The organism is Rummeliibacillus stabekisii (assembly GCF_007988965.1).
GTDB lineage: Bacteria > Bacillota > Bacilli > Bacillales_A > Planococcaceae > Rummeliibacillus > Rummeliibacillus stabekisii.
Genome location: NZ_BJVD01000001.1, coordinates 678,658 through 692,400, shown reverse-complemented (window position 1 = coordinate 692,400; position 13,743 = coordinate 678,658). Strand labels below are relative to the sequence as shown.

Sequence of the window (13,743 nt, the reverse complement as noted above, 5' to 3'; positions counted from 1 at the left end):
GGGAGTAAGTGGTTTGTGTTCGGGATTAATTTAGGAGGAAAACAAGTGGCAAAAACAATAACAAAAAATGAAGTAATACGCGTCATCCCATTGGGCGGCGTGTGTGAAGTCGGCAAAGCAATGTACGTTATCGAAATTGATGAAGAAATCTTTGTCGTGGATAGCGGCCTTATGTTTCCGGAAGACGAAATGTTAGGCATTGATTATGTCATACCAGACATATCTTACTTAGTCGAAAATAAATCACGTGTAAAAGGTATTTTCTTAACACATGGACATGAAGATGCTATCGGATCTGTCGCATATTTACTACAAAAAGTGAACGCGCCGGTTTATGGATCTAAATTGACGATCGCATTAGCAAAAGAACATTTGAAAGAATTGCCTGCACCATATCAAATTAAGTTTTTTGAGGTAACGAGCAAGAGTCGCATGAACTTCCAAACGACTTATGTGACATTCTTCCATACTACACACAGTATCCCAGATTCATTGGGTATTGCTTTCCATACAAGTGAAGGTGCTATTGTCCATACAGGCGAATTTAAGTTTGACCAATCAGCAAAAGGTAAATATAAGCCAGATCTTGCAAAAATGGCAAACTTGGGTGAAGAAGGCGTCTTTATCTTGATGTCTGATTCTACTGAAGCAGAACGTCCTGGCTATACAATTCCCGAAAATGTTGTACAGGAGAAGTTAGCAAAAACTTTTCATAATGCAGAAGGCCGTATTTTAGTTGCGCTATATGCTTCTAATTTTATCCGTATCCAGCAAGTATTTGATCAAGCAACTGATGCTGATCGAAAAATCGCTGTTATAGGTAAAAGCTTAGAGCATGCATTTGAAGTTGGTATGCGCTTGGGTTACTTATCTGTTGATCCTGACAGAATTATCCCAGCAAATAAAATGAATGATTATGCAGATGAAGAAATTGTGGCGATTATAACAGGAAATCAAGGTGAACCACTAGAAGGATTAGAAAAAATTATCCGCAAACACCACCGCGATATCCGTATTAAAAATACAGACACAGTTCTTATTACTTTCACACCTTCACCAGGGATGGAAGTCCAAATCGCAGACACAATGAACAGCCTTGCAAAAGCAGGAGCAAAAGTGTTGTCTGCTGATAAAAAAGTGCATGTTTCAGGGCACGGCTCGCAAGAAGATTTGAAATTAATGCTGAATTTAATGCGACCAAAATACTTTATCCCAATTCAAGGCGACTACCGTATGTTAATAGCTCACTCAAAGTTGGCGCAACAAACAGGTATGTCTAAAGCCCAAATATTTATTGCAGATAAAGGAGATATTGTAGAATATAAAGGCGGCAAAATGCGTATGAGTGGCCGTGTCACTGCCGGTAACGTGCTAATTGACGGTATAGGCGTAGGCGATGTAGGCAATATTGTATTACGCGATCGTAAATTGCTAAGTCAAGATGGTATATTCATCGTAGTTGTGACCATCAACCGCAAAGAGAAAAAAGTTGCTTCTGGTCCAGAAATTTTATCAAGAGGCTTTGTATATGTAAGAGAATCAGAAGAATTATTAAGTGAGTCTTCTGAATTAGTTCGCGCTGTTGTCGAAAGTTATGTGAATAAAGGCTCGTACGAATGGACAAGTATAAAACAAGAAATCCGTGACACGCTAAACTCTTATTTATTCCAAAAAACCAAAAGAAGACCAATGATTATCCCTATTATTATGGAATATTAGCGTTATGCGGGAAAAAGGATTTCCTTACCTCTTAAAAATGGTAGGAAATCCTTTTTCCGTTTTATTATGTACATGATAAAGATATTCTTCCAAAACAAAAAGATTGTAAAAAACCTTAATCAACGAAAGAAAGTAGGTGGTTGCATGGCAAAAAAAGCAACGAAAAAGAAACCTGCAAAGAGTAAAAAAACAGTCAGCAAAAAAACGAAAAAAGCTACGAAGACGCAACCATTGGTATATGAAATCATAGGATTAATACTAATTGGCCTTGCGATTATTATCTTTTTTGAGTATGGAATTGTAGGAAAGGCGTTCCAATACATTGCCTTATTTTTATTTGGGAATTGGGCTATCATCGTTCCTTTCTTGTTTATTGTGAGTGCGTTGTTACTAATGGTCAAACGCACAATTCCTAATCTGAAAAACCGCCTGATCGGTGGTGTCTTACTAATTACAGGCGGTTTAACATTATTCAGCCACATTTCCTTGTTCGAGCAACTGTTTAATGGTCAAGCCTTGCACAATAATTCGGTTTTAAAAGAAACATGGAGAGTGCTTGTTACTTCAGGAGGAATTAAAGAGCATTCTCATGCATTAGGAGGAGGTATGATTGGGGCTATCCTTTTTGCTTGTTTCTTCGCTTTATTTGATGCAGCAGGTGCCAATATCGCAGGATGGCTAATGGTGTTAATTGGACTCCTTTTAATTACTGGTAAAGCCCTAATTCCTTATATCGCTGGCAAATGGCCAACAATTAAACAGTCAATTATGGAAATGAAAGAAGAGTCAGAGGACACTGTAAGCAGACGCCAAGAAGCAAAGAGTAAGAAAAAGAAAGAGAGAAAAAGAAAAGCTGCGGTGTCTGAAGAGGAAACTATCGAACATACCGTTAATGATGAAGAATATCATGCAGCAACAATCCCCGAGCAACCAAAAGAGCCAATCATTTCTGCCTTTACGCAACGAATTCAACAACAAGATCAGCCTGTAGCAGATATTCCTGAAGAAGAACCTGAAACAGCTGCAGATACAATTGATGCTGCTGTAATATCTGCAGCAGAGGTGGAGAATGAGGCGTATCAATTACCAGCTATGGCTACTTTAAAATTACCACCGCATACGGATCAAAGCGGCGAATTTCAATTAATTCAAGGGAATGCTAAGAAATTAGAGCAAACATTCCAATCATTCGGTGTAAAAGCCACAGTTACCCAAGTTCATTTAGGCCCTGCGGTAACGGAATATGAGGTATTGCCAGACAGAGGCGTGAAGGTTAGCAAAATCGTAGGATTGCAAGATGATTTAGCTTTAGCCCTGGCTGCTAAGGATATTAGAATAGAGGCGCCAATACCTGGAAAATCGGCTGTTGGTATTGAAGTTCCTAATAAAGAGGTCGCTATAGTTAGCCTAAGAGAAGTGCTAGAATCCAAAGAAAACAATAAGCCGGATGAAAAGTTATTGATCGGTTTAGGAAGAGATATTACCGGTGAAGCAAAACTTGCACAGCTGAACAAAATGCCACATTTATTAGTAGCAGGATCGACGGGGAGTGGGAAGTCCGTTTGTATTAATGGCATTATAATTAGTATTCTTATGCGTGCAAAACCTCATGAAGTAAAAATGATGATGATTGATCCGAAGATGGTAGAATTGAACGTTTATAATGGGATTCCACATTTATTGGCGCCAGTTGTGACAGATGCAAGAAAAGCGTCACAAGCGTTGAAAAAAGTCGTAGATGAGATGGAAAGACGCTACGATTTGTTTTCACATACGGGAACACGCAATATAGAGGGATATAATGCACATATCGAACGTTTTAATAAAGAAAATGGAGAGAAGCATCCCAAGATGCCGTTTATTGTGGTTATTGTTGATGAGTTAGCCGATTTGATGATGGTAGCCTCAAGTGATGTGGAAGATTCAATTACACGCTTAGCGCAAATGGCTAGAGCAGCAGGCATACACCTCATTATCGCAACACAAAGACCAAGTGTGGATGTCATTACAGGTATTATTAAAGCTAACATCCCATCGAGAATAGCATTCGCTGTATCTTCCGCAATCGATTCTCGAACTATTCTTGATATGGGAGGAGCGGAACGCTTGCTTGGTCGGGGGGATATGCTATTTTTACCAGCTGGGCAGTCGAAGCCGGTACGCGTACAAGGGGCTTTTGTCTCAGACCAAGAAGTAGAACAGATTGTAGACTTTGTTATAGCACAGCAAAAAGCCCAATACCAAGAGGAAATGATTCCTACTGAAGAAGAGGAAATTACAGACTTGGATGATACAGATGACCTCTTTGAAGAAGCTGTTAATTTGGTAGCTAGCCAAGATACTGCATCTGTATCTTATCTGCAAAGAAAATTAAAGATAGGATACGCTAGAGCCGCTCGTATCATGGATCAGATGGAGGAAAGAGGTATTGTCGGACCAGCTGAAAAAAGCAAACCAAGAGAAGTATTAATCGGGAAATAGCGCGTCCGGCAATTATGAATTTTCTAACAATGTAACGAAAAATAGCAAATTCAACAATTTTTAAAAATTTATTAACTGTTTTAACACAGTTTTTTTCGAAAGTTATTTATTTCGTTATTTAAAAGTGTTATAGTATGACTGATTAGTAGGAATGTTTTACGTCAGATGTCTGATCTCTACTGGTGGTGGTTAATTTGACAATAAAGTCTGACCAGCGTCATCTCTATCTTCAAGTGATCGATCATCTTAAGGCAGACATAGAAAAAGGGATTTACAAAGAAAATGAAAAACTACCATCTGAATTTGAGTTGTCGAAGACACTTGGGGTAAGTCGTGCGACGCTTCGGGAAGCACTAAGACTTTTGGAAGAAGAAAATATTATTGTTAGAAGACATGGTGTGGGAACCTTTGTGAATCCAAAGCCCATATTTACTTCAGGCATTGAACAGTTATCAAGTATTTCTTCTATGATAGAAGATGCAGGTATGCAGCCCGGTACAGTCTATTTAAACTCTACCGAGCTGCTTCCGAATGACGAAGATTTAAAACGCTTTCAATGTGATGCTGGCGATCCGATAATTACGATTGAACGGGTCCGTACAGCTGACGATAATCCTGTGGTATATTGTATCGACCAAGTACCTTCAAACTATTTGCCGAAAGATTTTTTGAAAAGACGCAATCTATCGATATTTCAAGCATTAGAAGAATCAGGGGACATACATGTTGCTTATGCGGTCACTTATATTGATCCGATTGGCTATCATGGGCACGTTTCGCCTATCTTAGAATGCGGACGCGAGACAGCTCTCTTGTTGCTGAAGCAGTTCCATTATGATGAACAAGAACGGCTGGTCTTATATTCGAAAAACTATTTTAGAGCTGATAAATTCAGCTTCCATGTAATACGTAAACGCGTATAAATGTATTCATTCCTGCTATCGTCAACAAAAAATTTAATTAATTTACTTTTTGGGAGGATTTCAAGTGAAAAAGCGTAAAATTGGTTTAGCACTTTCTGCACTTCTAGCTTCTGGTACATTGCTTGCAGCATGTGGATCAGACAAAGGGGACGAATCGAAAAAAAGCGGTAGCGATAAAGATAAATTCTCAGTAGCAATGGTTACTGATATCGGTGGTATCGATGACCGTTCATTCAACCAATCAACTTGGGAAGGTATCGAGAAGTTTGGTGAAGAGAATGGAATGAAAAAAGGTAACGGTGGCTTCGACTACCTTCAATCAGCTTCTGAAAGTGATTACAATACAAACCTTAACAACCTTGTTCGCCGTAATTTCGATTTAGTATATGCTGTAGGTTTCAATTTGCATGATGCTACATCTGAAGTTGCAAAACAACAAAAAGACGCTAAATTTGCCATTATTGACTCAGTTATTGAAGGTCAAGATAACGTTGCATCAATCATGTTCCGTGCTAACGAAGCTTCATACCTAGCAGGTGCTGCAGCTGCTTTACAATCCAAAACAGGTAAAATCGGATTTATCGGCGGTGTAGAAGGCGATATTATCGGTGGATTCGAAGCTGGCTTTGTTGCAGGCGCTAAAGCGGCAAATCCAAAAGTAAAAATTGATATCCAATATGCAGGTTCATTCGGTGATGCTTCTAAAGGTCAAGCAATCGCAAAACGTATGTATGATTCAGGCACAGACATTATCATGCATGCTGCAGGCGGTACAGGAAACGGCCTATTCACTGAAGCAAAAGAACGCAAGAAAAAAGATGCTAAGGCTGATGTATGGGTAATCGGTGTAGACCGCGACCAATACGATGAAGGAAAAGTGAATGATAAAACAAACATCACTTTAACTTCTGTTCTTAAACGTGTTGATACTGCTGCTGAAAAAGTATCTAAAGATACTAAAGACGGCAAATTCCCTGGCGGCAAAACAATTACATTTGGTCTAAAAGACAAAGGTGTTGACTTAGCTGACGACCATGGCGTATTTACTGACGACACTAAGAAGAAAATTGATGAATTCAAAGAAAAAATTATTAGCGGCGACATTACAGTTCCAGAAAAACCTGAAAAATAGTGTCACCTTCATATCATAAAGGCCAGTTATTGGTCTTTATGATCTTTTTATCTATTTTTTAGTTTAAAGATTAATAGACGAAGGGTTTCGAAGAGCCTTTTTACAATACCCTTATTCTTATTTTTTTGAACATTTTTTATACTGCTAGATTGTGAATAAATGTTTGAAAATAAAATAGTCTCTTCAATTCCTTCTTGTGTTAATTTTTTAACCAAAGATTTTAATTGATATACCGTCATATTATATTGATCGATTAAGGGAGTGAGCAAAATGGATTATGTCATTGAGATGCTTGGAATACGCAAACAATTTGGCGATTTCGTAGCAAATGATAATATTACTCTTCAACTTAAGAAGGGTGAAATACATGCGTTATTAGGAGAAAATGGCGCAGGGAAATCGACGCTGATGAACGTGTTATTCGGTCTATATCAACCGGAAGCGGGAGTTATTAAAGTGAATGGTAAAGAGGTCAAAATTACCGATCCAAATAAGGCTAATGATCTTGGGATTGGGATGGTACACCAACACTTTATGTTAGTCGAAAACTTTACGGTAACTGAAAATATCATTTTGGGTAGTGAACCGACGAAAATGGGTTTAGTTAATATCCGAGATGCTGCAAAGAAAGTTCAGCAGTTATCTGAAAAGTACGGATTAAATGTTGATCCATATGCGAAAATTGAAGATATTTCGGTTGGTATGCAACAACGTGTCGAAATTTTAAAGACGCTCTACCGCGGAGCTGAAATGTTAATCTTTGACGAACCGACTGCATCATTAACACCACAAGAAATCAATGAATTGATACAAATTATGAAACGCTTGATTAAAGAAGGCAAATCTATCATTTTAATCACCCACAAATTAAAAGAAATTATGGATGTATCAGATAGAGTAACGATTATCCGTAAAGGGCAAGGGATTGGCACTGTTACTACTGCAGAAACAAATCCAGACCAACTGGCTGAAATGATGGTAGGTCGTCAGGTTGTATTTAAAACGGAAAAAACAACTGCTCATCCAAAAGATGTAGTACTGAACATTGAGAACTTAACTGTACAAGATAATCGTGGAATTGATCGTGTTAAAGATTTGTCTTTAGCTGTAAGAGCTGGTGAGATAGTTGGTATTGCTGGTATAGACGGCAATGGACAATCAGAGTTGATTGAAGCGATTACTGGGCTTCGTAAAGTGAAAAGTGGCCAGATATCGCTTAACGGCAAGGATATTACCGGCAAGAAACCACGTAAAATCACGGAATCAGGGATTGGCCATATTCCGCAAGACCGTCATAAACATGGCTTAGTACTTGATTTTCCAATTGGACATAATATCGTCTTACAAACGTATTACCAATCACCTGTATCAAAGGGTGGCATTATTGATTACAAACGTGTTAATAGCATTGCCCGCAATATTATTGAGGAATATGACGTGCGTACACCAAGTGAAATGACGCAGGCGAGAGCACTATCAGGTGGTAACCAGCAAAAAGCGATTATCGGCCGTGAAATTAATCGGGATCCAGATCTTTTGATCGCTGCGCTACCAACTCGTGGACTTGATGTTGGGGCGATTGAATTTATCCATAAGCGTTTAATTGAACAACGTGATAAAGGCAAAGCAGTACTATTGATTTCCTTTGAACTGGATGAGGTAATGAATGTCTCTGATAACATCGCTGTAATTCACGATGGATCAATTATTGATACCGTTTCGCCAAAAGAAACAACAGAGCAAGAATTGGGCCTATTAATGGCTGGCCATTCACTTGGCCATAGTAAAAAGGTAGGTGACGCATAGTGTCTAAAAGAGTAGTAAATATTCTAGTTCCACTTATTTCGATTGTGTTAGGTTTAATTATTGGCGCAATCGTCATGCTTATTAGCGGTTTTAACCCAGTGGACGGTTATATCGCTCTGTGGAACGGTGTATTCGGCAGCAGTTATAACATGGGCGAAACAGTTCGCCAGATCACGCCGTATGTGTTCGCCGGTTTGGCAGTAGCATTCGCGTTTCGTACAGGATTATTTAACATCGGGGTAGAAGGCCAACTGATCGTAGGTTGGTTAGCAGCAGCTTATGTTGGCTCTGCTTTCGAACTTCCCAAGATTATTCATCTACCATTAGCTTTGCTTGCAGCAGCTGCTGCAGGTGCTCTATGGGCGTTTATTCCAGGCCTATTAAAGGCTAAATTACAGGTCCATGAAGTTATCGTTACCATTATGATGAACTATATTGCATTGCATGTAGCCAATGCGACTATATCTGCATTATCTGATGGGGGCGATAAGACAGAAAAAATTCACGATTCTGCTTCACTTCGTTCTCCTTTCTTTGAATCTCTTACCGATTATTCAAGATTGCATTGGGGTTTTCTAATTGCCCTAATTGCGGTGTTAATCATGTGGTTTATTTTAGAAAAGACAACACAAGGCTATGAATTAAAATCAGTCGGTTTTAACCAAAATGCTTCAGAATATGCTGGTATGAATGTTAGCAAAAATATCATTCTAGCAATGGTTATCTCAGGAGCTTTTGCAGGTCTTGGAGGCGCTATGGAGGGTCTAGGTACCTTCGGTAATATTACTAAAATGACAGGCTTTACGGGTATTGGTTTTGATGGGATTGCGGTTGCGTTGCTTGGAGCAAACCAGCCATTTGGCGTACTACTTGGCGCAATACTTTTTGGCGGATTAAAAAATGGCGGTCTCAATATGCCGAATGAAGCTGGCATACCAGTGGAAATCGTATCCATTGTTATCGCATTAATTATCTTCTTCGTAGCATCAGGTTATATTATTCGTGTGGGCTTAGACCGTTTAAGCAAGAAAAAAAAGGAGGGAAAATAACATGAGCTTTTTAGATGTGTTATATTTTATTATTCCTTCTGCAATCTACTATGCAGCACCATTGATCATGACAGCCATTGGCGGCGTATTTACTGAACGATCAGGCGTTGTCAATATTGGACTTGAAGGGGTTATGATTATCGGCGCATTCAGCAGTATTGTATTCAACTTAAAGTATGCTGCTACACTTGGCGGATGGACGCCATGGGTTGGCCTGCTTGTTGCATTGGCTGTAGGTGCGGTCTTTTCTTTAATCCTTGCTGTTGCAGCTGTTTCATTCCGAGCTGACCAAACAGTAGCAGGGGTTGCGCTAAACTTATTAGGATTAGCAGTAGCTGTTTTCTCCATTAAAATGATTTATGATAAAGGTCAAACAGATTCAATTTCTGAACGTTTCTCTCGTTTTGATATACCGGTTTTAAAGGACATCCCACTGCTTGGAAAAATGTTCTTTACAGATGTATACGGTACGTCCATCTTTGCGATTGTCGTAGCGTTTATTGCATGGTTTATTATTTATAAAACACCTTTTGGCTTACGCCTACGTTCTGTTGGGGAGCACCCAATGGCAGCTGATACAATGGGTGTTAATGTTACCAAAATGCGTTATATTGCAGTAATGATTTCTGGTGCATTAGGTGGTATTGGTGGGGCGATTTACGCTCAAGCAATCGCTGGGAACTTCAGCGCGACAACCATTAGCGGTCAAGGTTTCATGGCACTTGCTGCTATGATCTTTGGTAAATGGCATCCACTAGGCGCTCTTGGGGCTGCGCTATTCTTTGGTCTAGCACAATCGTTAAGTATTGCTGGTGCTTCAATCCCTTATGTAAAAGATGTGCCTCAAGTTATTCTATTAATCTTGCCTTACGTTTTAACAATACTAGCACTTGCTGGATTTATTGGAAAAGCCAAAGCACCAAAAGCTTCGGGTACACCATATATTAAAGGCAAAAGATAATTTAAAAGAGACTATGCAGTCGTTGTACTGTGTAGTCTTTTTTTGTGGAAATCATAAGTGTATTTCCGGTTAGTAGTTTGTTAGTATTTCTACCTACTGATAAAGAAACCATTAGTTATTGATTGTCATCTTTTAACTCAGTTAATACTGTTCAAGAACTGTAAGCAACACCCATAATCCATCTCATTTACAATAGTTGCAATTTTATTCAATTGGCATGTATAGTTGGAGTAATGGATTGTTATATTAATTAGATAGGAGGGGTTTGAATGTTTAAAACGACAGAAATAGCAAAAGACGTTTATATTCATACAAGATCAACTGATCAATTCAAAACCATTAATTTTTCGATTAAATTCCGTAGGCCTTTACAAGTAGAAGAGGCAGCAGAAAGAACTGTATTAACAAATGTTTTACAACACAGTAATGCCAAGTACCCATCACCTGCAAGTATGAGAATGCATTTAGATGATTTATATGGAACAGTCCTTTACCTAGATACAACGAAAAAAGGCAATGAACATACAGTATTGTTAAATGTTGAAACGGTTAATGACCACTATTTACAACACGGTGATGTGCTGGACCATGTATTAGAATTGATGAACACGGTCCTATTCGACCCTAACTTTGTAAATGGAGAATTCAAAGAAAATATCGTAGCACGTGAAAAAGAAATGGTGAGAGAACGGATTCAATCTATTTTTGATGAAAAATCACGTTATGCTCAAAATCGCTTAAATCACTTTTTGGCACCTGACCATCCTGCTTCTATTTCTGCAAATGGCACAATCCCTGCAGTTGAAGCGATTACACCCCAATCATTAACTAATACATATCAACGCATGATTGCTGAAGATGTGATTGATATATATGTAGTTGGCGATATCGACGAAGAGAAAATGATAGCTGATTTGAAAACAGCCTTACCATTCCAAGATCGCAAAGCCCCTTTCCAACAGAATGAATTGCCAAAAATCCAGCCAACAGAATCTTATGTGCATGAAAAACAAGAAATGAAACAAGGCAAATTGCATATTGGTTTTACTGTTCCTGTTTTCTTTACTGATGCTGATTTCCCGAAAATGCAAATTTTCAATGGCATCTTTGGTGGCTACCCACATTCAAAATTATTTATGAATGTTCGTGAAAAAGAGAGTATGGCCTATTACTGCTCAAGTTCGTATTCTGCACAATATGGCTTGGTTTATGTGATGTCAGGCATTGATACTGAAAACGAGAAAAAAGCGACACAATTAATCGACGAACAATTAGAGGCCATGTCTCGTGGTGAAATTACAGACTTGGAAATAAGCCAAACAAAAGCAATGCTTCAAAACCAATTAAAAGAAGCGTTGGATTCAGCGCGTGGTCAAATCGAAATTTACGATCAATACAAAGAATTAGATCCAGTATTCAAAGTCGAGCATTGGCAGGAAAAATGGAAAGCCGTGACAAAGGAAGATATAGTCGATATGGCAAAGCAATTGCATAAAGAAACCGTCTATTTCTTAAGTGGAATGGAGGAGAAAAAATAATGGAACCAATTTATTTTGAGCAATTAGATGAGACGCTTTATTATGAAAAGCTTGAAAATGGTCTAGACGTTTATATTTTGCCGAAAAAAGGATTTTCTAAAACGTTTGTAACCTTTACTACAAAATACGGTTCAGTGGACCGCTCGTTTGTACCGCTTGGTGAAAAAGAGGCTGTTACAGTCCCTGATGGCATTGCGCACTTTTTAGAACATAAGATGTTTGAAAAAGAAGATGGAGATGTCTTTCAAAAGTTTAGCCAATATGGTGCTTCGGCAAATGCCTTTACGTCATTTACAAGAACTGCTTATTTATTCTCAGCTACTAATAATGTCAAAGAGAGTACAGAAACTTTATTAGATTTTGTCCAAGAACCATACTTTACAGAGAAAACTGTAAATAAGGAAAAAGGTATTATCGGGCAAGAAATCACTATGTATGATGACCAGCCTGATTGGCGCTTATACTTTGGCACAATTGAAAATATGTTTAAAGAACATCCTGTAAAGATTGATATTGCGGGAACTGTAGAATCTATTGATAAAATTACGGCAGAACATTTATACACTTGCTACCACACGTTCTATCATCCATCCAATATGCTGTTATTTGCTATTGGAGCACTTGAGCCAGAAGAAATGCTTGATCTCATCAAGAGTAACCAAGCTAAAAAGACTTTTGAAAAACCTGAAGAAATTAAACGAATCGAAGTATCAGAACCAAAAGAAGTTGCGATTCCTGAACGAACTCTTCATATGGATGTATCAAAGTCTAAGGTATCTGTCGGGTTGAAAGCGAAAGAAACAGATTTGTCTGGTCGTGAGATGCTAAAAAATGAACTTGCTATTAGTTTAGCTTTAGACGTTTTGTTTGGCCGCTCATCTGATTTTTATACAAAAGTTTATGATGAAGGTTTAATCGACGAATCCTACTCCTATGACTTTTCATTGGAACATGGTTTTGGGTTTGCTATGATTAGCTCCGATACACATAAGCCGGATAAATTAGTGGAAGCGATTAAAGACCAATTACAGAAAGCGGAAGAAAAGTGGCCGTTTGGTGAAGAAGAATTAGAAAGGGTAAAACGCAGACGAATCGGCTTTAACCTAAGAGCTCTTAATTCGATTGAGTATATCGCTAATCAATTTACGCGTTATAAATTTAATGAAATGAATCTGTTTGATTCGGTAGAAGTCATTGAAGAATTGAACGTGTCTGATGTTCAAAAAGCGTTCCAATCCTTGCAAGGTGAATCTCAACAAACTGTATTTACGATATTGCCGCTTTCAAAAGAAAAAGAAGAATCCAAATGAAAAAATTTGCATTAGTATTAGGCGCTTCCGGTTCAATCGGGAGTGCCATTTGTAGTGAGTTGGCAGCGAACGGCTGGTCTTTATATATGCAATATAACCACAATGTCGCTGGGATGCAGCAGCTGGCTGAAGAATTGATTCAACAGTATCCCAAGCAAGAATTCATGCCGATACGAGCTGATTTATCAAAAGAAGAAGCAGCTGAACAAATTAGCCAGTCGATTTTTACAATACATGCTATAGTCATTGCTAGCGGCCATGCGCTATACAAGCTTTGTGAAGATACCGATGCAAATGAAATGGGTTATCTTTTTCAAGTGCATGTTGAAACACCAATACAGTTAATAGGGATTCTATCTCAAAAATTACGCCAGCATGAGATTAGTTATGTTACTTTTATTGGTTCTATTTGGGGAGAGGCAGGCGGATCATTTGAATCTGTGTACTCCGCAGCAAAAGGAGCAATCCATACGTTTGTGAAAGCATATGCAAAAGAAGTTGCATATAATGGCATTCGTGTAAATGCTGTGGCTCCTGGTTTTATCGAGACCAAAATGAATGGACATTTATCGGAAGATGAGAAGGCTAGTCTAATAGAAGAAATCCCATTAGCACGTGGAGGGAAACCAGAGGAGGTCGCATATTTGGTCGATTTTTTACTATCTGGCAAAGCGGATTACATGACAGGCCAAATACTTCGATTAAATGGTGGCTGGTATATTTAATGATTGCTTACAACCTAAAGGTGCAGACATATATGGTATATTTTTGGAGGGTCTGTTACCTTTTTTAGAATTATAAAAAGCTTCACTTATTACCTCAAG

The 13,743-nt window shown here is 38.5% G+C and carries 10 protein-coding genes; all 10 read left to right on the top strand.

Annotation, left to right across the window (positions count from 1 at the left end; translation table 11 throughout):
* Positions 1-45: 45 nt before the first annotated feature.
* The 10 genes from RST01_RS03485 to ymfI all read left to right on the top strand — a co-directional run bounded on the left by RST01_RS03485 (position 46) and on the right by ymfI (position 13,644).
* Entirely contained in the window at positions 46-1,719 is a 1,674-nt protein-coding gene (locus RST01_RS03485) for a ribonuclease J (protein WP_066785766.1), read from the top strand.
* Between the two features lie 144 nt (positions 1,720-1,863).
* Positions 1,864-4,200, top strand: coding sequence for an FtsK/SpoIIIE family DNA translocase (locus RST01_RS03480; protein ID WP_147194081.1), 2,337 nt, complete (start codon positions 1,864-1,866; stop codon positions 4,198-4,200).
* 194 nt (positions 4,201-4,394) lie between these two features.
* The gene (locus RST01_RS03475) at positions 4,395-5,123 is read left to right on the top strand and encodes a GntR family transcriptional regulator (RefSeq protein WP_066785771.1); all 729 of its coding nucleotides are present in this window, start codon (positions 4,395-4,397) and stop codon (positions 5,121-5,123) included.
* A gap of 64 nt (positions 5,124-5,187) precedes the next feature.
* Positions 5,188-6,255, top strand: coding sequence for a BMP family lipoprotein (locus tag RST01_RS03470; protein WP_066785773.1), 1,068 nt, complete (start codon positions 5,188-5,190; stop codon positions 6,253-6,255).
* A 270-nt stretch (positions 6,256-6,525) separates the two neighbouring features.
* Positions 6,526-8,061: an ABC transporter ATP-binding protein gene (locus RST01_RS03465; protein ID WP_147194079.1), complete on the top strand. Its 1,536-nt coding sequence runs from the start codon at positions 6,526-6,528 to the stop codon at positions 8,059-8,061.
* Positions 8,061-9,110, top strand: a complete 1,050-nt coding sequence (locus RST01_RS03460) for an ABC transporter permease (protein WP_147194077.1) — start codon at positions 8,061-8,063, stop codon at positions 9,108-9,110. Before RST01_RS03465 ends, RST01_RS03460 begins: the two co-directional genes overlap by 1 nt.
* A gap of 1 nt (position 9,111) precedes the next feature.
* Positions 9,112-10,071: an ABC transporter permease gene (locus RST01_RS03455; protein ID WP_147194075.1), complete on the top strand. Its 960-nt coding sequence runs from the start codon at positions 9,112-9,114 to the stop codon at positions 10,069-10,071.
* A 269-nt stretch (positions 10,072-10,340) separates the two neighbouring features.
* Positions 10,341-11,609 carry an EF-P 5-aminopentanol modification-associated protein YfmF gene (gene yfmF / locus RST01_RS03450; RefSeq protein WP_147194073.1) on the top strand — a complete coding sequence of 423 codons (1,269 nt, stop codon included), beginning with the start codon at positions 10,341-10,343 and terminating at the stop codon, positions 11,607-11,609.
* Entirely contained in the window at positions 11,609-12,919 is a 1,311-nt protein-coding gene (yfmH, locus tag RST01_RS03445; RefSeq protein ID WP_147194072.1) for an EF-P 5-aminopentanol modification-associated protein YfmH, read from the top strand. Before yfmF ends, yfmH begins: the two co-directional genes overlap by 1 nt.
* A complete protein-coding gene (gene ymfI / locus RST01_RS03440) occupies positions 12,916-13,644 on the top strand; it encodes an elongation factor P 5-aminopentanone reductase (RefSeq protein WP_147194070.1) in 729 nt (242 codons plus the stop codon). The genes yfmH and ymfI overlap by 4 nt, the downstream gene beginning before the upstream one ends.
* Positions 13,645-13,743 lie beyond the last annotated feature (99 nt).